Raw genomic sequence first — 20,337 nt, forward strand, 5'->3', positions numbered from 1 at the left:
TTTAAACTCTACAAAGAAACGGTCAAACCATTCCATAAAACTTATAGAATTTAAACTATTTTTTATATAATTTCAGGAAAACACTACTTTAAAATACCTGCTTTCAATATTTGACCAAAGTAATACATATCCTTAAAAGAAGTATATAAAGGAACTGGAGCCAAACGAATAACATTAGGTTCTCTCCAATCCGTTATCACGCCATTTTTCATAAGATAGTCAAATAAACTTCGTCCTTCTCCATGCAGCAATACTGATAATTGCGATGCTCTCTCAGATGGATTTGACGGCGTAATGATTTCGAAGCTACTATCAACTTCCTTGTCTATTTCCTTCAGAATAAACTCTAAATAGGAAGTGATTTTATCTCTTTTTAAAATCAAAGCGTCCATTCCTATTTCATCAAACATTTCTACTGATGCTAAATAAGGAGCTAAAGAAAGTACCGGCAAGTTGCTTATTTGCCAGCCATCGGCGCTGTGAATAGGATCGAAAATTTGTTCCATCTTGAAACGACGTTCTTTATTGTGCCCCCACCAACCGGCAAATCTTGGCAAGTCTGAATTATTATGGTGCTTTTCATGAATAAAACATCCCGAAGCATTTCCAGGTCCTGAATTCATGTATTTATAACTGCACCAAGCAGCAAAATCCACCTTCCAATCGTGCAATTCTAATTTTACATTTCCAGCAGCGTGGGCTAAATCCCAGCCTACATAAGCTCCTACTTTATGACCTGCAGCCGTTATGGTTTTCATATCAAAAACTTGTCCCGTATAATAGTTAACACCGCCAATTAAAACCAAAGCCAACTCCTCTCCTACTTCTTCAATTTTAGCCAAAACATCTTCTAAACGAATATTATGTTCGCCTTCACGACGCTTGATTTCTACAATTGCATCTTCTGGTTTGTACCCGTGAAAATGAACCTGACTTTGAAACATATATTGATCCGAAGGAAATGCTTTTTCTTCACAAATGATTTTATATCTGATTTTTGTAGGTTGATAAAAAGAAACCATCAACAGGTGAAGATTCACTGTTAATGTATTCATCACGGTAACTTCACTTGGAAGCGCCCCAACTATTTTACTCAAAGGATTCGCAAACCGCTCTTGGTAATCCCACCACGGTTTTTGAGCATAGAAATGACCTTCAACGGCAAGGTTTGCCCAATCATTCATAACCTCATCTATGTATGCTTTAGTGCGTTTAGGTTGTAATCCTAATGAATTCCCGGTGAAGTAAATCACCTTTTTCCCGTTTACCTTTGGAAAAATAAATTCATTTTGGTATTTATTTAATTGATCTTGTGCATCAAGTTTTTGTGCAAATTCAAGGGTATTTTCGAAAGTCATTGTTTGGATTTTGTTCAGTAAAAGTAATAAAAAAAGATAGATAGATAAAAGACTTTAGCATTTCAGACAGAACGATAAAAGTTAAAAAAAAGTAGTTCGCGAACGAAAAATAATTCCTCTATACTATACTCTTTCATAAACTAATTCGTTATTGATTATATTTGATTGAATTAAAAAAACTCTAAGTGATGCTTAAAAACAATTTGAACGTTATTATTATTTCGGTGGCTGTGGTGATTTCAGCTTATTTATTTTCGAATGCCTTTCAGAATCGAAATAAGAACAATGATACTATAAGTGTTACTGGCTTAGGGAAAAAAGACTTCGTTTCGGATTTAATAGTTTGGAGCGGCTCATTTTCTAAAAAAAGCACAACTTTAAAAGAGGCGTATGCATCACTTGATTCCGACAGAGAAAAAATCAAAAGCTATTTATCAGGCAAAGGAATTGCTCCGAATGAAATGGTGTTTTCGGCAGTAAACTTTAACAAAGATTTCGAAACGATTTTTAATGAAAATGGAACTACAAAACAACAAATTTTTACTGGTTTCACATTAACTCAAAGTGTGAGCATCCAATCAAAGGAAGTAAATAAGATTGAAGAAATTTCGAGACAATCCAGCGAATTGATTAATTCGGGTGTTGAATTCTATTCGAGTCCTCCTGAATATTATTACACCAAATTAGCCGAATTAAAAATCAAAATGATTGCTGAAGCTACAAAAGACGCAAGTATTAGAGCAAAAAGCATTGCGGAAAATGCGGATGCAAATCTTGGAAATTTAAAAAAATCAGATATGGGAGTGTTTCAAATAACGGGTCAAAACTCATCCGAAGATTTTTCTTACGGAGGTTCATTCAATACGCAATCCAAGAACAAAACGGCCAATATTACGGTGAAATTGGTTTACCAAGTGAATTAAATGTAGGTTTGAGAATATATGTCAAGTCGAGCGCAGTCGAGACTCAACAGGGAGTCTCGACTGCGCTCGACTTGATAAAAACAGCTTTTACAAATTTACTTAGACACAAACTGGAATATAGTTTTAAGTTTCAAAATTCCTACTTGTACTAAAATTACTTTTATACACAAAACGTCGTGTGAGGGATGGAAGTGGCATCCTTTATTTTCTTTCTTTAAGAAAATAAAGATACAGCGTACAGCCCGACCCGTTTTTTCAACGGGTCACACCCTCCTTCGTGCGCTCAGGATAAAAAAAATCTCGCCATTACTGACGAGATTTTGTTATTTAGAATCTGAAATAAATTCAAATTATATGATCATCATGGCATCACCGTAAGAATAGAATTTATATCCTTCTTTGATTGCTTCTGCATAGGCTTTTTTCATTAAATCATGTCCGCAAAATGCTGAAACCATCATTAATAAAGTAGATTTTGGCGTGTGAAAATTTGTAATCATACACGTCGCAATACTAAAATCATGAGGAGGAAATACAAATTTATTAGTCCAACCATCAAATGGGTTTAGTGTACTTTGCGATGAAACTGAACTTTCTACGGCACGCATAGAAGTTGTTCCTACTGCACAAATACGTTTCCTTTTTACTTTGGCATCATTAACGATATCACATGCTTCCTGAGTAATTTTTAATTCTTCAGAATCCATTTTGTGTTTTGATAAATCTTCTACCTCAACTGGATTAAAAGTTCCCAAACCTACGTGAAGCGTTACTTCGGCAAATTTTATTCCTTTTATTTCTAATCTTTTCAATAAATGTTTAGAGAAGTGCAATCCTGCAGTTGGTGCCGCAACAGCTCCTTCTTCTTTTGCATAAATAGTCTGGTAACGGTCCGCATCTTCTGGAGTTACGTCTCTTGAAATGTATTTTGGGATTGGAGTTTCTCCAAGTTCTGTTAATTTATTTCTGAATTCTTCATAAGAACCATCATAAAGGAAACGCAATGTTCTTCCACGAGAAGTGGTATTGTCAATTACCTCAGCGACTAATGAATCATCGTCTCCAAAATATAATTTGTTTCCAATTCTGATTTTACGAGCCGGATCAACCAAAACATCCCAAAGTCTTTGTTCAGAGTTTAATTCTCTAAGTAAAAAAACTTCGATTCTTGCTCCTGTTTTTTCCTTATTTCCATACAAACGCGCTGGAAAAACTTTTGTATTATTCAGAATTAAAACATCTCCGTCATCAAAATAATCGATAACATCTTTGAACATTTTATGTTCTATAGTCCCCTTTTTACGATCAATAACCATTAGACGTGCTTCGTCTCTGTTTTCAGCTGGATATTCGGCAAGAAGTTCTTTTGGTAAATCGAATTGAAAATGTGATAATTTCATTTAAAAAATTTATGAGTTATGACTTATGAATTAGGCCCATCAACATCGCTCAGGACAGCAAAATTCTAAATCGTGTGCAAATATACGATTGTGAGATAGGGGTTGTCAAGTGTTTTGCCTTTTATTTTCAAAAGTGACTGATTCACTAGTGTTTACAACTCTTATTTTTCGGAAATTTCAAAACCTAAACTTTTCATATCTTCCCAAAAATCAGGGTATGATTTAGAAACCACTTCTGCATTTTCGATAATTATCGGCACTTTTAATGCTAATGGTGCAAATGCCATTGCCATTCTGTGATCGTTATACGTAGCGATTGTAACATTGTGATTGATTTCACTTGAAGCCAATAGCGTCAAGCTATCATTTGTAACCGATATATTCGCCCCTAGTTTTGTCAGCTCAATTCGCAGTGCTTCCAGTCTGTCCGTTTCTTTAATTTTCAAGGTGTGAAGTCCTGTAAGATGACAACCTATTCCTAATCCAAGGCAAGTAACCACTATGGTTTGGGCGATATCGGGCGTGTTATTTAATTCTAAGTTTAAAGTTTCCCGTTTAAAGTTAGACTGTTTTACCAGAGTCATTTTGTTTCCTTCAAAATGCGTATCAACACCCATTTGTTTGTAGATTTCAACCAAAGCCGAATCACCTTGCAAGCTGGTTTCTTTATAACTGTTTAGTGAAATAGTAGCATTTTCAGCCAAAGCAGCCAAACTAAAAAAGTATGATGCAGAACTCCAATCGGATTCTACGGTCATTACTTTTGATTCTACTTCTGTTTTTGGATAAACGGTAATCACATTTCCCTCAAAACTGGTTTTAATATCCAAATCATTCAGCAAAGCCAATGTCATTTTGATATAAGGAACCGAAGTAATTTCACCTACTAAAGTGATTTCGATACCGTTTTCTAATTTTGGCGCTACCAATAATAACGCTGATATGTATTGACTGCTCACATTTGCAGGAATATTAACCTTAGAAGCTGTAATTTTTTGTCCTTTGATTCGAATAGGCGGATAACCTACTTCTTTCTCATAGGAGATTTTTGCACCCAATTGTTCTAATGCTTCCACTAAAACTTTTATTGGACGTTCCGTCATTCTCTGAGAACCAGTCAACACAACTTCTCTACCTTCGTTTACCGCAAAATAAGCCGTTAAAAAACGCATTGCTGTTCCCGCATGATGAATATCTACAATTTCTACATTTCCTTTTAAAGCTTTTTGCATCACTTCACTATCATCTGAGTTTGAAGTATTGGCCAAAGTAATATTGGGGAACAAAGCTTGCAACAATAATAGTCGGTTGGTTTCGCTTTTTGAGCCAGTAATATTTAATTGTGAATTATCAATTGTGAATTGTGAATTCGTACTTAATTTTAAATTCATTTTTGTAAGTATGAGTTGTGAGTTATCGGTTATCAGTTATGGAATATAACTTTAACTTTCTACTCAAATAGTTTAGGGGCGCAATTTACTACTCCTCATTTATAATTCATAATTTATAATTCATAATTTACTCCCTCATTCACAATTCATAATTTACAATTCACAAATTATTTAAGTTTCTCGTTGTTTTTATGGCGGTCTTTGTCACGGATAGATTTCAAATCCATTTTTTTATCGAAAGCAGCTTGTAAATCAATTCCGGTTTGGTTTGCTAAACATAAAACCACGAAAACCACATCGGCTAATTCTTCACCTAGGTCTTTGTTTTTATCACTCTCTTTCTCGGATTGTTCACCGTAACGGCGCGCAATAATACGGGCTACTTCCCCTACTTCTTCAGTAAGTTGCGCCATATTTGTCAATTCGTTAAAGTAACGAACGCCGTGTTCTTTTATCCAAGTATCTACGTCTAGTTGCGAGTTTTTTAGGTTCATTTTATTCTTTATTTTTACTATCTATTACTATCGTTACTGGTCCATCATTGACTAATGCAACTTTCATATCCGCACCAAAAACCCCTGTTTGCACTTTCTTTCCCAACTCTATTTCTAGACGTTTTACAAAATTTTCGTATAATGGAATCGCTACTTCTGGTTTTGAGGCTTTAATATAAGACGGTCGATTTCCTTTTTTGGTGGAAGCATAAAGCGTAAACTGACTTACCACAATTATATCTCCGTCGATAGCTGCAATAGATAAATTCATTACATCATTTTCATCCCCAAAAATGCGGATGTTAGTAATCTTATTAACAAGCCAATCTATATCTCCTTGTGCATCGGCATCTTCAATACCAACTAAAACCAACAATCCTTTTTGGATATTGGCTACAATTTTGTTGTCTATGGTTACGGAGGCGGAGGAAACCCTTTGAATTACAACTTTCAAAATAATGGTGAATTATAAATTATAAATGGTGAATTATTATAAATATTCACAACTATTCCCTCGTTTTATCGCTAATAATTCGGTCTTCATTATGAATATCAGTACGGTAATTTTCATCATCGCCTTCCAGAATTTTTAGGTAACTTCTATAACGGGACCAAGCGATTTCGTCTTTTTCTAATGCGGTTTTAATAGCACAATGTGGTTCGTCTTTATGCAAGCAATTATTGAATTTACATTGTTCTTTCAATTTGAAAAATTCAGGGAAATAGCCACTGATTTCTTCTTTTTCCATATCCACAATTCCAAAACCTTTGATACCCGGCGTATCAATAATTTTAGCATCAAAAGACAAATCGTACATCTCGGCAAAAGTTGTAGTGTGTTGCCCCTGTTTGCTTGCTTCAGAAATTGTTTTTGTTTTTAGATGTAAAGTAGGTTCCATGGCATTTACCAAAGTTGATTTTCCCACCCCAGAGTGTCCTGAAAACATACTTACTTTGCCAATCATCATTGCTTTCAATTCCTCAATTCCTTTCATTTCAGTCGAAGAAACACGAAGGCATTTGTATCCAATTTCCTGATACACATGCTGCATATACAATTGCTCATCTAAAGTAGCATCGTCAAATGTGTCAATTTTATTAAAAACCAAAATAGTTTCGATACCATACGCTTCGGCGGTAACCAGAAAACGATCTATAAAATTAAAAGTTGTTGGCGGATTATTTATAGTAACCAGCAAGAAAACCCTATCTATATTAGAAGCAATAATATGCATCTGATGGGATAAATTCACTGATTTCCGAACAATATAATTCTTACGATCGTGTATTTTATGGATGGTTCCCGTAACAGTATCTGATGTCTCTTCCAGCTCATAATCCACAACATCGCCTACTGCTATAGGATTGGTACTTTTAATTCCTTTAATTCTAAATTTCCCTTTCATACGGCATTCGATAAAATCCCCTTGTTCGGATTTCACGGTGTACCAACTTCCTGTAGATTTGTATACTAGTCCTGTCATTTTTTAATTTACAATTTATGAATTAGGCTTTTTGTTTTAAAACCTTAGACTTTGCAAAGATAATTCTTTGTTTCCCTATTAAAGTTTAAAGTTTAAAGTTTTTCACTTCAATTCCTATTACTACCCATTAGAAATAGAAAATCCCCATTCTTTATAAGAAAGAAATGGGGATTAAAACTTAAAAAAATAGTGTATCCTGACTAGTCTTTTTCATAAGGAAAATTACGCCCTACTTTTCTCATCATTCTCTCCATCATAGCACTTGGCGAACTCATAACATCTTCATTCATCTGCTTATAAAATCTCCACAAAAGACCTCCATCTTTAGCATTATTTATTTGCATTGTCAATTCTCCTGTCGCCACCTTTCCCGTACCAAAACCTATTAATAACGATTTCACAATCGCTGCTCCTTCACTCCCTGTTTTCTCGTAGGCATAACTGCATTTAATAATTGCATCAACACCTAGTATTTTGGCAATTTCATCCGAGGATTGTTCATCTAATATTTCAAAAATTCCGTTTTTCTTTAACAAAGCATTTGTTCTGTCAATATCCTGAATAGCAACCGTGTAATCTGAAGATTTCCTTAACAAATAAGTATAAAGCCCAGATTGCATATTCATTCCTAAATTTTTCTCATCTTCTTTATTAGCGACTTCATTAAAATTTTTAGGCAATCTTTTAAATGAAATTGTGGCTTTGAAAGGTAAAATAGCTACCGTTTTATGAGTCGCTATTTCTTGCTTTAAATTTGGAGACTCAAACACTTGTTTTACACCATCAAATTGAGAAAACGCCATTACTGATGTAAATAGAAAAATAGCTGTTAAAATTTTTTGTTTCATGAATTACAGATTAAATAGTTAAATTTTTACGCAATAATACAAAAAAAAACCTACAAAACAAATTGTAGGTTTAATAAAAAATAATTTATTTAATTTCGCTAATTAAGCGTTCAAGATTTTTTCTTGATGTCCAATACTTTCTTGGTGAATGTTTTTGAATAATTTAACTATAAATTCTTCTGTCAATCCTTTTTTTCCACCTTCCAAAATCATTTTCTCTTGGATTTCATTCCAACGATTGTTTTGCAATACAGCAACGTTTGCGTCTTTTTTCACTTGACCAATTTCGTCAGCAACTTTCATACGTTTCCCTAACAATTCCAATAAATTAGCATCCAAAACATCGATATTTGCTCTCAATTTTGTCATTTTATTGGTAAATTCATCCGATGCATCATCATGTTTTCTCACTTTCAAATCTTTGAAAATTTGTTTCAAAGCGTCTGGCGTTACTTGCTGTGCAGCATCACTCCAAGCATTGTCTGGATCATTGTGTGTCTCGATAATCATACCGTCATAATTCAAATCCAAAGCTTCTTGAGTCACTTCAAGAATCATATCACGGTTTCCTGTAATATGTGATGGATCGATGATTAATGGTAAATCAGGGAATTTGTTTTGCAATTCGATAGCAATCTGCCATTCTGGAATGTTTCTGTATTTCGTTTTTTCGTATGTAGAAAAACCTCTATGAATAACTCCTAAATTTTTGATTCCAGCAGCATATAAACGCTCAACTCCACCTAACCATAAAGCCATATCAGGATTTACAGGGTTTTTAATCAATACAATTTTATCAGTACCTTTTAATGTATCAGCAATCTCTTGAACCGCAAATGGATTTGCAGTTGTACGAGCACCAACCCATAAAACATCAATGTCATGTTCTAAAGCTAATTTACAATGAGCAGCAGTTGCAACTTCCGTTCCCATTAGTAAACCTGTTTCTGCTTTTGCTTTTTGCAACCATTTCAATCCTATTTCTCCAACACCTTCAAATCCTCCCGGACGCGTTCTTGGTTTCCAAATTCCTGCTCTAAAAACACTTACATCTGAATCTTTCAATTCATGTGCAATTTTCAATACTTGTTCTTCTGTTTCAGCACTACAAGGTCCTGCGATCACAAATGGATGAGTCAAATTGAATTCATTCAACCAATTTCTCATTTCTTTCTTGTTTTCCATCTTTTTTAATTTTTACTTTTTTTATTTTATTCTGTGTTGTTCTCTTTAACTGTAACCTGCAACTTATTGCTGATTACTTTTTTATATTTATTCCGTTTAATATTTCTTTTATTTTATTAACACTTTGCATTTCATTGTAAATTGCATCATAATCTTCCTTTTCTAATAATTCTCTAAATTTTGACAAATTAGAAATATATTCATCCAACGTTTTTACAACCTGTTTCCTGTTTTGTTTAAAAATAGGCGTCCACATTGCCGGTGAACTTTTGGCCAAACGAACTGTGCTTTCAAAACCAGAACCTGCCATATCAAAAATATCCTGCTCGTCTTTCTCTTTATTAATTACCGTTTTTCCCAGCATAAATGCACTGATATGCGATAAATGCGACACGTAAGCAATATGCTTATCATGTGATTTAGGATCCATATAACGAATTCTCATTCCCATAGCCATAAAAAGTTGTAACGCTTTTTCCTGCAATTTGAAAGTCGTTTTCTCTACCTCACAAATAATATTCGTTTTCCCTTGAAACAATCCTTTTATCGCTGCCGAAGGTCCTGAAAACTCAGTTCCTGCAATAGGATGCGTTGCTATAAAATTTCGTCTTTTAGGATGATTGGCTACTGCTTCACAAATTGGAGTTTTAGTAGAACCCACTTCAAAAACAATTGTATGATCACCAATAACATCCAATACTTTTGGCAAAACTGTCAACGCAACATCAACAGGAACAGAAACAATTACAAAATCGGCGTGTTTTAAATCCTCAAAAGTCGCGCCAGCATCAACAACCCCTAAAGCGATGGCTTCTGCCAAATGACTTTCATTCGTGTCAATCCCATAAATTTTGGCTTCCGGATGTAGCGTCTTGATGTCCAATACCATCGAACCTCCTATTAATCCTATTCCTATTACAAATACTTTCATTTCTTATTTTTTTGTAGCTAATCCTGCTATTCGTTTCAATCTTTTACTTTTTAAAGAAAAAAAGTAAAAGGATTTCCACTGCTATCAGGGCTAGGGCATCTCGTTTTTCAGAACTTTTTGATTTTCTTTAAACGTATCTATTTTTTCAAAACCTATAGTTAGACGCGATAAATCGCCTCTCTACGTTACGCAAATCTGTCAATTGCTTCTTGTACTTTTTCTTCTTTTACACAAAGTGCAAACCGTATATATCCTTCTCCATTAGAACCAAAAATTGTTCCTGGGGTAATGAAAATAGATTTGTCATATAAAATTTCATCAATAAATTTCTCTGCTGATGTAATTCCATCAGGCAATTTTGCCCATACAAATAATCCAACACCTTCCTTATAAACTTTACAACCCAATTTCTCAGCCAGTTGTTCCGTAAGAATCCTGCGTTTTCTATAAATCGCATTCATCGATTCAAACCAAGTCTTGTCACTTCTCAAAGCTTCAATTGCTCCTTTTTGAATCCCGTAAAACATTCCGCTATCCATGTTGCTTTTTACTTTTAGAACTGCATCGATACAAGCTGCATTTCCTAAAACCATTCCAACTCTCCAACCTGCCATGTTGAAAGTTTTGCTCAAAGAATTCAACTCTAAAGCCACATCTTTTGCACCTTCTACTTGCAACAAACTCATCGGATGGTCATTCAAAACAAAACTATACGGATTGTCGTTGACTAACAAAATGTCATGCTTTTTGGCGAAAGCCACCAAGGTTGAAAACAACTCCAGACTTCCTCTTGCACCTGTTGGCATGTGCGGATAACCAATCCACATGATTTTTACTTTCGATAAATCTAATTTCTCCAAAGCTTCAAAATCAGGTTCCCAATTATTTACTTCTTTTAAGTCATAATAAACAGGAACCGCCCCTACTAAATTCGTAACCGAAGTATACGTTGGATATCCCGGGTTTGGAATCAGGACCTGATCTCCTTCGTTCAAGAAAGCCAGAGAAATATGCATAATCCCTTCTTTGGAACCCATCAAAGGCAAAATCTCAGTATTAGGATTCAATGCTACCTGAAAGTTATTCTGATAGAAATCAGCCATTCCTTTTCTCAATTCCGGTAAACCTTGATAACTTTGATATTGATGCGCATTTTCGTCTTGCATCGCCAGAACTACTGCATCAATAACCGCTTGTGAAGGCTGTAAATCCGGGCTTCCAATTCCCATATTGATAATGGGTTTCCCTTCAGAAGCCAGTTGTCTTACTTCTCTCAATTTTGAGGAGAAATAGTATTCTTCAATTATATCCAGACGTTTTGCTGTAGTAATCATGGTTTTGTATTTTTATATTCGCCTAACACTTTAAAGTATTCTGCCATAATGGTCAGCAATGCTTTTGCCTTAGCATAATCTTCATATTTTTCGAAAGTAACATCTACAAAAAAGGAATATTTCCAAGGCGTTTCTATTTTTGGCAACGATTGTATTTTGGTTAAATTCAATTTACAATCACTCATTACATTTAGAACCGCTGCCAAACTTCCGCGTTTGTGATCCAATTCAAATTTGATAGAAGCTCTGTTTATTTCATTTTCTGCAACAAATGAATTCTCCTTTTTAATAATAACAAATCGCGTCATGTTATTATTTATCGTTTGAATTTCTGGAGCCAAAATTTCCAAATCATACATTTCTGAAGCGGTTTTACTCGCAATTGCCGCAATCCCTTTCAATTGATTTTGGTGTATTCTTCTGGCTGTTTCAGCAGTATCTTTATCTTCAACTAATTTTATGTTTGGATACTTTTTCAAAAACTCCATACATTGTAACAATGCCATTGGATGCGAATGTACTTCTTGGATATCTTCTATTTTTTGACCTCTCAACGCCATTAAATTTTGATGAATATCCAAATAATGTTCTCCTATGATGTGCAAATTATTTTTGTCAATCAAAGCGTAATTTGGAATAATTGGTCCCGCTATAGAATTTTCTATAGCCATAACCGCTTGTTCTGATTTTCCGGACAATAAACTATCTACCAATTCTTCAAAAGACAAACACTCATCTACCTCAACATTCTGATAGTAATATTCTTGTGCCACCTGATGATGGAAACAGCCTTTTATACCTTGTATTGCAATCTTTGTACTCATTTGAAATTACTCTTTGTTTTATTTGAAAATGAAATTTTGATAAATTTTGATTTGTATTCTACCAATTTTCTATTTTGCTTATTTCATTTATATTCAAAAAAAAATCCTGATTTTCATCAGGATTGTATATTAGTTTTATTTGTTTTTTGCTTTTCAAATAACCATAGCACAATCCCTTACTTCCTAAAAAAGAAATAATATGTGTTGCTAAAATAAAAACGGTTATTAGACATTATATGTTGTGTTATTTTTAATAATTACACTGCAAATGTAGGACTTATTTCAAAATGACCAAAAAAAAAATATTATTTTATGTAACAAAAAAAGAATTCTTTGTGAAACAACCTTTTTATTACCAAATACTTAAACAAATGATTTTAAAATCATTGTTTATTACAGATTTCAAAATGTCTTTTGTATTAATTTTGGTTCAAAATAACAGTTAAGCAGCTACTTTTACCGAAAGCCATTTTTTTCCTTCAGCAATTCGGGTCACTAACATCGCCGAAACCAAGTCACCATTAGCATTCAATAAAGTTGCCATAGGATCTACCAAGGTTCCCACAATCATCGCCGCTGGTAAAGCTTGCTCCATTGGAAATCCATAAACAGTTATTGCTAGAATTTCCCCTATATAACCCCCATTTGGAATTCCTCCTTCGACAACCGAAACAATTACTGTAATTCCTAATGCTAAAAGCAATGTATGTGGATCTGTAAAATCTTTCCCAAACATGGCAAAAATAACTGCAATCTTTATCACTGACGACATACTCGAACCATCTTTATGCAAAGGTGCTCCAAGTGGAATAACTACATTTCTGATATGACTTGGAATATTCATGTGTTCTGCCCCTTCCAGATTGGCTGGAATTGTTGCAATACTGCTACAGGTTCCTAATGCTGTTAATGAAGGAGTGATATTATTTCTCCAAAATACATTCAACCCTTTTCTTCCTCCAGCAATAAAAGCATATAAACTAAAAAATACAACAAAGTAAAAAGCACAAACTGCATAATAAAGACCCAAAGGCTTTGCATAGGCACCAAATAATTGTGGTCCAAAAATCCCAACCTGATAGGCAAAATAAGCCCCCAAACCTATTGGAGCCGTTTTCATAATCATGTGTAACAATTGCTTCATTACTTCGTTTCCTGAATTCAGGAAACGACTAAAATCTTTCCCTTTTTCACCCGAATGCAAACTGGCAAATCCTATTAAAAACGAGAATATGATAAGTGCTAGCATATTCTTACGAGATAACAATTCGAAGAAATCATTAGCGGTAAGCAATTGTGTAATTTGTGAACCTGCTGAACTTGCTTGAATCGATTCTAACGGAATTTTTGAAATGATGATGTCTTGCTGAATAGGAAACAACAATACCCCTACAATCATCAAAATAGCTGAAATCAATACAGTGCTTAAAAAAACACCAATTACAATCACAAATAATCGTCCTAGTTTCTCTGACTTTTCTAAACTGGCTATCGATGATGAAATGGTAAAAAATATCAACGGAATGATTGCAGTAAACAATAAATTCAGAAATATATCTCCCAAAGGTTTAATAACTTCTACTCCTTTTCCAAAAACCAAACCCAATATGCTCCCTACTAGAATTCCTCCAAGAAGTAATAAAATGCTTTTATAATTTTTTAAGAAATTGCCCGATTGTGTATTTTTTAAATTCATATCTCTATATAGTTTATTGTAAATATATAAATCTAAAATAGAATATCATCTTGCTTAATAAACTTTGACAAAAGGCTTTTTACCTATTGAACCACAAAAAACAATAAATCAATGATTATTCTGTTTACTTTTGCAACAAATAAAATGCCATGTCAATAGAAGTAAATAACATATCCAAAAGTTATGGTGCCCAAAAAGCACTGGATAACATTTCGTTTTCTGTAAATAAAGGAGAAATCGTTGGTTTTTTAGGTCCAAATGGAGCTGGAAAATCGACTTTGATGAAAATATTGACAACCTATATCAATGCCGATGAAGGTTCCGCATTAGTAAATGGAAATGATGTGAACAGCCAACAAAAAGCAGTGCAACTTTCCATTGGCTATTTACCGGAACACAATCCGTTGTATTTGGATTTGTATGTGAGAGAATATTTGGCTTTTAATGCCGATGTTTATAAAGTAGCTAAATCCCGAATCGAAGAAGTAATTCAACTGACCGGTTTAAGCTCTGAAAGTCATAAAAAAATAGGACAATTATCCAAAGGATACCGCCAACGTGTAGGTCTTGCCAATGCGTTATTGCACAATCCAGATGTTTTGATTCTTGATGAACCAACTACCGGTTTAGATCCAAACCAATTAATCGAAATACGCAACGTCATTAAAAACGTAGGAAAAGACAAAACCGTTTTCCTGTCTACGCACATAATGCAGGAAGTAGAAGCGATTTGCGACCGCGTAATCATCATCAACAACGGTAAAATCGTTGCCGATAAAAAACTGGATAACTTAATTTCTGAAGATAAGGAACAAGTTATCGAAGTGGAATTTGATTATAAAATAGAAGAACAAGCCATTGCTAAAATCGAAAATCTTACTTCCTATAAGAATACCCACGACATGACTTGGGAATTAACCTTTACAACCGACAAAGACATGCGCCCGGCCGTTTTTGATTTTGCAACAGCAAATGGCTTGAAAACGTTACAACTGAATCAGAAGAATAAAAACTTGGAGGCTGTTTTCAGGGAGATTACGAAGTAGTATCAGGTTACAGTTTTCAGATAAAAAAGAGAACTCGTTTAAATACAAAACCTTTAACTTTTCAATCAACGAAGGAGGAATCTCAGCACGTGGGATTCCTCCTTCGTCAGAATGACAAGTTGCTGGGGAAAATTGATACCAACATTAAAACTTACCCTATCCCTAACTCCAAAACACTCGTTTTCATTTCCTCCACAGCAATTTGAATATCCTTTTCATTAGTTCTCCAATTGACAAATGAAGCCCGAATTCCTTTTCGGTTTTCGTAAACCGTTGGCGTCATAAACACTTTCCCTTTGTCATTAAGATGAGACAAAAACAAATTGACTTTTTCTTGATTGTGGTCTCCAGCCAAAGTAAAGCATACGTTGTTCAAGCGAGTTGGTGCCAGCAATTCGAAGTTCTCATTTTGAGTAATGAAACTGTCAAATTGCAACGCCATCGCAACACTATTCTCTATAATATCCTGAAAACCTTGTTTGCCATAGGCCAATAATGAAAACCAAACCGGCAAAGCTTTTAAGCGTCTTGAGTTTTCAGGTAAAAAATTAAGATAACTAAAATTGTCTAACGGATTTCCTAAATATGGCGCATTAGAGTTTTGGAAGGTTTCAATTTGAAGATTTTTATATTGTTCTTTTACCAAATAAAACGCACTTTCATAAGGCACATTCATCCATTTATGGCAATCTATTGTAATACTGTCGGCGTTTTCCCAACCGTTTACAAGGTGTTTGTATTTTGGAGAACAAGCGGCAAAACCTCCAAAAGCAGCATCAATATGCCACCAGAAATTATATTTTTCTTTCAGTTTGGTAATGGCATTGAAATCATCAAAATCAGCCGTATTGACTGTTCCTGCACTTGATATTAAAATGAATGGCTTTCCGTTTAGGCTTTCAATATTTTTTTCTAAATCGGCAATATCTATCGCTTCACGATTTCCTTCAATAGTTTTTATCTTAGTAAAATTCTGGCTTCCAACACCTAACATTGCCAAACATTTTACCGAAGAAGAATGTGGCGTAGCGGTAAGAATGTTTATAGGTTCTGAAATTCCATTCTTGGCAAAATCTTTTCCTAATTGGTTTCCGAGCCATTGTCTCGCCACCGCCAAACAGGTAAAATTAGACATCGTAGCTCCAGTCACAAATCCTCCCAAAAATGATTTTGGTAAATCCAACAATTGCAACAACAGATTAATCGTTTCAATTTCTATTAAAGCTGAAACACCTCCTTGTGCGTTTGTGGCTTGCGCGTTTGGATCGTAAATGGTCGTCAACCAATCCCCAACAATAGATGCTGGAGTTACACCACCAGTTACAAAGCCCCAATATCTTGGCCCTGCTTGAGAAACCATCAAAGGTGCTAAACGTTGGTTAAATTCTTCCAAAGCAGACAGTGCTCCCAAACCAGAATCGTTTAGATTTCTATCGGTAGTTATAGAATTCTTAGTAGAAGTGGGAACGTTATCCATTGAATGTAGAAAATCAATTCCTTGTTGTTTTACTATTACAAGGATTTTTTCAATATCTTTTAAATCTTGTTGGAGGACTGGATTCATTTGGTTTCGATTTTATAAAAAAAAGGGCTGAAGAATCAGCCCTTTTTAAATTATATCAATTAAAAAACTTGACTCGCTATTTGTCGGATATTTTCTGATTTTCCCATAGAATAATAGTGCAACACGGGAACGCCCGCAGCTTTCAATTCTAATGATTGTTGAATTGCCCATTCTATTCCTACTTGTCTGATGTCAGCATTATTTTTACATTTATCTACAGCATTTATCAAATCTTCAGGCAAATCGATTCGAAAAATCTGTGGCAATACTTGTAAGTGTCTTTGCACTGCAATAGGTTTTATTCCTGGAATAATAGGAACAGTAATTCCCATTTCTCTAGCTTTGGCAACAAACTCAAAATATTTTGCATTATCAAAAAACATTTGCGTCACTACATAATCAGCACCTGCTTCAACCTTTTCTTTCAGTCTCTTTAAATCAGAAATTAAAGACGGAGACTCCAAATGTTTCTCTGGATATCCCGCAACTCCAATACAAAAATTAGCTTTGTTATCAATATCCATTACATCGTGCAAATACTTTCCGCAATTCAATTGGTTAATTTGTTTCACTAAATCAACCGCAAAATTATTTCCTCCTTCTTTCGGCACAAAAGATTGTTCATCTTTCATAGCATCACCACGTAGGGCCATCACATTATCAATTCCCAAATAGTGACAATCTACTAATAAATACTCAGTTTCTTCTTTGGTAAAACCACCGCAAAGTACGTGAGGAACTGTATCTACGTTATACTTGTGCTTGATAGACGCACAAATTCCTAGAGTTCCAGGACGCATTCTGGTTAGTTTTTTTTCTAACAAACCATTGCCTTTATTAACGTAAATGTATTCTTCGCGAGAAGTTGTTACGTCTATAAATGGTGGTCTGAACTCCATTAATGGATCAATATTATCGTATAATTCCTGAATACTTTTGCCTTTTTGAGGCGGAATGATTTCGAAAGAGAATAATGTTTCTCCTTTTGCTGCTTCTATATGCTGTGTTACTTTCATCTAAGTCTTAAAGTTTGAATGTCAAAAGTCGAAAGTCACGTCCTTTGGACTTTATGACTTTTGACTTTACGACTATGTTTTAATCTGCTATATTCGGGTTCAACCATTTCATTGCTACTTCTGTCGAAACGCTTCTGCGTTTTGCGTAATCAATAACTTGGTCTTCTTTTATTTTTCCAAGTCCAAAATACTTACTTTCTGGGTTTCCAAAATAATATCCTGAAACTGAAGAAGCGGGCCACATTGCCATACTCTCGGTCAAAGTTACTCCGATTTCTTTTTCCACATTCAAAAGTTTCCAAATCGTTGGTTTTTCTAAATGGTCTGGACAAGCTGGGTATCCTGGTGCCGGACGAATTCCTTTGTACTCTTCGGCAATCATTGCTTCGGTGCTCATGTTTTCATCTGATGAATAACCCCAAATTTCTTTACGTATTTTTTCGTGCAAATATTCGGCGAAAGCTTCTGCAAAACGATCTGCCAATGCTTTTACCATAATCGAATTGTAATCGTCCAAATCTCTTTCGAATTCAGCCGCCCATTCATCCACACCAAAACCGGTTGTTACACAAAACGCACCCATATAATCCGCTTTACCGCTTTCTTTTGGCGCAATAAAATCAGCTAAAGCGATATTAGGCGCTCCTTTAGTTTTTTGTGATTGTTGACGAAGGGTCAAGAACGTTTGTAATAGTTTTCCGTTTTCGTCGGTTAATTCAATATCATCATCATTGACTTGATTAGCAGGGAAAATTCCGTAGATTCCTTTGGCGGTCAGTTTCTTTTCTTTCAAAATAACTTCCAACATTTCTTGTGCATCTGCAAAAACAGACGTTGCTTGCTCCCCTACTACATCATCCGTCAAAATCGCTGGATATTTTCCAAACAATTCCCATGTTCTAAAAAATGGCGTCCAGTCAATATACGGAACTAAAACATCCAAATCGACTTCGATAATTTGCTCTCCAATCACATTGGGTTTTACAGGCGTAAAATTATCCCAATCCAACTGCAATTTATTTTTGCGCGCTTGCTCAATGGTTAAGAAATTTTTATCGCGCGAACGATTCAAAAATGTTTCTCTAAACGCATCATATTCAGCACGAATATCACTAGCATAAATTTTTCTATTCTGATCCAATAAATTTCCTGCTACCGTAACTGCTCTTGAAGCATCGTTTACGTGAATCACTGTTGATTTATATTGCGGCGCAATTTTCACAGCGGTATGTGCTCGTGAGGTTGTTGCTCCACCAATCATTACAGGAATATTAATATTTCTTTTGTCTAATTCTTTAGCGAGATACACCATTTCATCCAATGATGGCGTTATTAATCCGCTTAAACCAATAATATCAACGTTGTGTTCTATAGCTGCAGCAATAATTTTCTCTGGAGCTACCATTACACCCAAATCCACAATCTCATAATTATTACAAGCCAAAACCACTGAAACAATATTTTTACCAATATCGTGTACATCTCCTTTTACTGTTGCCATCAGGATTTTTCCGTTCCCTTGCTTGTCACCCGCTTGTTTGCTGGCTTCAATGTAAGGCAACAAATAAGCAACCGCTTTCTTCATTACACGAGCTGATTTCACCACCTGTGGCAAAAACATTTTACCCGAACCAAACAAATCACCCACAACATTCATTCCTGTCATCAAGTTGATTTCAATGACTTCGATAGGTTTTGCAGCAGCTAATCGCGCTTCTTCAACGTCGATTTCTATAAAGGCATCCACTCCTTTTACAAGTGAGTGCGTTATTCTTTCTTGGACTGTTCCTGAGCGCCATTCTTGAACTGCTTTTTCATTGTTTTTGACATCTCCTTTTACATTTTCAGCAAAATCCAATAAGCGTTCAGTAGCATCATCACGACGATTTAGAATTACATCTTCAACGTGTTCTAATAAGTCTTTTGGAATTTCGTCGTAAATAGAAAGCATTTCTGGGTTTACAATCCCCATTGTCATTCCGTTTTTTATCGCATGATACAAGAAAACCGAGTGCATCGCTTCCCGAACCGTGTCATTTCCTCTAAACGAAAACGAAACATTACTTACACCTCCACTGATGTGTGCATGAGGTAAATTCTCTCGAACCCATTTGGTTCCTCTAAAGAAATCCAAAGCATTCAAGCGGTGTTCTTCCATTCCTGTAGCCACCGGAAATATATTCAAATCGAAAATAATATCCTGCGGAGGAAAACCAACTTTGTTCACTAATATATCATAAGAACGTTGGCAAATTTCTATCCTGCGTTCGAAATTATCTGCTTGTCCAGTTTCGTCAAAAGCCATTATAATTGCTGCAGCACCATAACGCTTAATCAATTTAGCATGGTGAATGAATTGCTCTTCTCCTTCTTTCAAAGAAATAGAATTCACCACACTTTTTCCTTGCACTACTTTTAATCCCGCTTCAATGATATCCCATTTTGAGCTGTCAATCATTATTGGCACACGAGAAATATCCGGTTCGGCAGCTATTAAATTCAGGAATTTTGTCATGGCATATTCACCATCCAGCATTCCTTCATCCATATTAATATCGATGATTTGTGCGCCACCTTCCACTTGCTCTTTTGCAATACTAAGTGCTTCTTCGTATTTTTCTTCCTTGATTAACCGAAGGAATTTTCTAGAACCTGTAACATTTGTTCTTTCCCCAATATTTACAAATACGCTTTCCGGCGTAATGATTAAAGGTTCTAATCCCGATAAAACAAGGTTTCTTCTAGTTTCTGCTTGTGCCATTTTTTATTTTTTTGTGCCTCAAACCCAATAATTACAATGATTTTATGGCTATAATTCAGACGCGATAAATCGTGTCTCTACG

17 protein-coding genes are annotated in these 20,337 nt (G+C 35.0%); 2 read left to right on the forward strand and 15 right to left on the reverse strand.

Going from position 1 to position 20,337, the window contains the following annotated elements:
* Positions 1-83: 83 nt before the first annotated feature.
* Complete coding sequence (gene kynU, locus T410_RS02295) at positions 84-1,358, reverse strand: kynureninase (protein WP_035668314.1); 1,275 nt, start codon at positions 1,356-1,358, stop codon at positions 84-86.
* A 188-nt stretch (positions 1,359-1,546) separates the two neighbouring features.
* Between kynU and T410_RS02300 the strand changes: the two genes are divergently transcribed.
* The gene (locus T410_RS02300) at positions 1,547-2,281 is read left to right on the forward strand and encodes an SIMPL domain-containing protein (RefSeq protein WP_035668317.1); all 735 of its coding nucleotides are present in this window, start codon (positions 1,547-1,549) and stop codon (positions 2,279-2,281) included.
* Between the two features lie 350 nt (positions 2,282-2,631).
* Here T410_RS02300 and queA read toward each other — a convergent pair whose 3' ends face one another.
* The 11 genes from queA to T410_RS02355 form a co-directional block, all read right to left on the reverse strand.
* The gene (gene queA, locus T410_RS02305; protein ID WP_035668319.1) at positions 2,632-3,681 is read right to left on the reverse strand and encodes a tRNA preQ1(34) S-adenosylmethionine ribosyltransferase-isomerase QueA; all 1,050 of its coding nucleotides are present in this window, start codon (positions 3,679-3,681) and stop codon (positions 2,632-2,634) included.
* 161 nt (positions 3,682-3,842) lie between these two features.
* Positions 3,843-5,072 (reverse strand): 3-phosphoshikimate 1-carboxyvinyltransferase, encoded by a 1,230-nt coding sequence (gene aroA, locus T410_RS02310; RefSeq protein WP_035668321.1) that lies wholly within the window; start codon positions 5,070-5,072, stop codon positions 3,843-3,845.
* 167 nt (positions 5,073-5,239) lie between these two features.
* Positions 5,240-5,566 carry a nucleotide pyrophosphohydrolase gene (locus tag T410_RS02315; RefSeq protein ID WP_035668323.1) on the reverse strand — a complete coding sequence of 109 codons (327 nt, stop codon included), beginning with the start codon at positions 5,564-5,566 and terminating at the stop codon, positions 5,240-5,242.
* A 1-nt stretch (position 5,567) separates the two neighbouring features.
* On the reverse strand, positions 5,568-6,020 hold the full coding sequence (gene dtd, locus T410_RS02320) for a D-aminoacyl-tRNA deacylase (protein WP_035668326.1): 453 nt from the start codon (positions 6,018-6,020) through the stop codon (positions 5,568-5,570).
* A gap of 52 nt (positions 6,021-6,072) precedes the next feature.
* A complete protein-coding gene (gene rsgA, locus T410_RS02325; protein WP_035668329.1) occupies positions 6,073-7,050 on the reverse strand; it encodes a ribosome small subunit-dependent GTPase A in 978 nt (325 codons plus the stop codon).
* 200 nt (positions 7,051-7,250) lie between these two features.
* On the reverse strand, positions 7,251-7,898 hold the full coding sequence (locus T410_RS02330; RefSeq protein WP_035668332.1) for a hypothetical protein: 648 nt from the start codon (positions 7,896-7,898) through the stop codon (positions 7,251-7,253).
* 102 nt (positions 7,899-8,000) lie between these two features.
* The gene (locus T410_RS02335) at positions 8,001-9,083 is read right to left on the reverse strand and encodes a bifunctional 3-deoxy-7-phosphoheptulonate synthase/chorismate mutase type II (protein ID WP_035668335.1); all 1,083 of its coding nucleotides are present in this window, start codon (positions 9,081-9,083) and stop codon (positions 8,001-8,003) included.
* A gap of 73 nt (positions 9,084-9,156) precedes the next feature.
* Entirely contained in the window at positions 9,157-10,014 is an 858-nt protein-coding gene (locus T410_RS02340; protein WP_035668338.1) for a prephenate dehydrogenase, read from the reverse strand.
* Between the two features lie 185 nt (positions 10,015-10,199).
* Positions 10,200-11,348 carry an aminotransferase class I/II-fold pyridoxal phosphate-dependent enzyme gene (locus T410_RS02345; protein ID WP_035668341.1) on the reverse strand — a complete coding sequence of 383 codons (1,149 nt, stop codon included), beginning with the start codon at positions 11,346-11,348 and terminating at the stop codon, positions 10,200-10,202.
* The gene (locus T410_RS02350) at positions 11,345-12,172 is read right to left on the reverse strand and encodes a prephenate dehydratase (protein WP_035668344.1); all 828 of its coding nucleotides are present in this window, start codon (positions 12,170-12,172) and stop codon (positions 11,345-11,347) included. Before T410_RS02350 ends, T410_RS02345 begins: the two co-directional genes overlap by 4 nt.
* Before the next feature lie 442 nt (positions 12,173-12,614).
* Complete coding sequence (locus tag T410_RS02355; protein ID WP_035668346.1) at positions 12,615-13,868, reverse strand: dicarboxylate/amino acid:cation symporter; 1,254 nt, start codon at positions 13,866-13,868, stop codon at positions 12,615-12,617.
* Between the two features lie 149 nt (positions 13,869-14,017).
* Between T410_RS02355 and gldA the strand changes: the two genes are divergently transcribed.
* Positions 14,018-14,914, forward strand: a complete 897-nt coding sequence (gldA, locus tag T410_RS02360; RefSeq protein ID WP_035668347.1) for a gliding motility-associated ABC transporter ATP-binding subunit GldA — start codon at positions 14,018-14,020, stop codon at positions 14,912-14,914.
* A 151-nt stretch (positions 14,915-15,065) separates the two neighbouring features.
* Here the strand turns inward: gldA and T410_RS02365 are convergent, their stop codons facing one another.
* The 3 genes from T410_RS02365 to metH form a co-directional block, all read right to left on the reverse strand.
* Positions 15,066-16,478 carry a pyridoxal-dependent decarboxylase gene (locus T410_RS02365; protein WP_035668349.1) on the reverse strand — a complete coding sequence of 471 codons (1,413 nt, stop codon included), beginning with the start codon at positions 16,476-16,478 and terminating at the stop codon, positions 15,066-15,068.
* 59 nt (positions 16,479-16,537) lie between these two features.
* The gene (gene metF / locus T410_RS02370; protein WP_035668351.1) at positions 16,538-17,494 is read right to left on the reverse strand and encodes a methylenetetrahydrofolate reductase [NAD(P)H]; all 957 of its coding nucleotides are present in this window, start codon (positions 17,492-17,494) and stop codon (positions 16,538-16,540) included.
* Between the two features lie 79 nt (positions 17,495-17,573).
* On the reverse strand, positions 17,574-20,255 hold the full coding sequence (metH, locus tag T410_RS02375) for a methionine synthase (RefSeq protein WP_035668353.1): 2,682 nt from the start codon (positions 20,253-20,255) through the stop codon (positions 17,574-17,576).
* Positions 20,256-20,337: the final 82 nt, after the last annotated feature.

The sequence above is a fragment of the Flavobacterium sp. 83 genome (genome assembly GCF_000744835.1).
Lineage (GTDB): Bacteria > Bacteroidota > Bacteroidia > Flavobacteriales > Flavobacteriaceae > Flavobacterium.

Coding starts and splice junctions, on each gene's coding strand:
- T410_RS02300 (WP_035668317.1), top strand. CDS start 1,547: ATGCTTAAAAACAATTTGAACGTTATTATTATTTCGGTGGCTGTGGTG.
- T410_RS02315 (WP_035668323.1), bottom strand. CDS start 5,566: ATGAACCTAAAAAACTCGCAACTAGACGTAGATACTTGGATAAAAGAA.
- queA (WP_035668319.1), bottom strand. CDS start 3,681: ATGAAATTATCACATTTTCAATTCGATTTACCAAAAGAACTTCTTGCC.
- kynU (WP_035668314.1), bottom strand. CDS start 1,358: ATGACTTTCGAAAATACCCTTGAATTTGCACAAAAACTTGATGCACAA.
- T410_RS02345 (WP_035668341.1), bottom strand. CDS start 11,348: ATGATTACTACAGCAAAACGTCTGGATATAATTGAAGAATACTATTTC.
- gldA (WP_035668347.1), top strand. CDS start 14,018: ATGTCAATAGAAGTAAATAACATATCCAAAAGTTATGGTGCCCAAAAA.
- rsgA (WP_035668329.1), bottom strand. CDS start 7,050: ATGACAGGACTAGTATACAAATCTACAGGAAGTTGGTACACCGTGAAA.
- T410_RS02365 (WP_035668349.1), bottom strand. CDS start 16,478: ATGAATCCAGTCCTCCAACAAGATTTAAAAGATATTGAAAAAATCCTT.
- T410_RS02330 (WP_035668332.1), bottom strand. CDS start 7,898: ATGAAACAAAAAATTTTAACAGCTATTTTTCTATTTACATCAGTAATG.
- T410_RS02335 (WP_035668335.1), bottom strand. CDS start 9,083: ATGGAAAACAAGAAAGAAATGAGAAATTGGTTGAATGAATTCAATTTG.
- T410_RS02350 (WP_035668344.1), bottom strand. CDS start 12,172: ATGAGTACAAAGATTGCAATACAAGGTATAAAAGGCTGTTTCCATCAT.
- aroA (WP_035668321.1), bottom strand. CDS start 5,072: ATGAATTTAAAATTAAGTACGAATTCACAATTCACAATTGATAATTCA.
- metF (WP_035668351.1), bottom strand. CDS start 17,494: ATGAAAGTAACACAGCATATAGAAGCAGCAAAAGGAGAAACATTATTC.
- T410_RS02340 (WP_035668338.1), bottom strand. CDS start 10,014: ATGAAAGTATTTGTAATAGGAATAGGATTAATAGGAGGTTCGATGGTA.
- T410_RS02355 (WP_035668346.1), bottom strand. CDS start 13,868: ATGAATTTAAAAAATACACAATCGGGCAATTTCTTAAAAAATTATAAA.
- metH (WP_035668353.1), bottom strand. CDS start 20,255: ATGGCACAAGCAGAAACTAGAAGAAACCTTGTTTTATCGGGATTAGAA.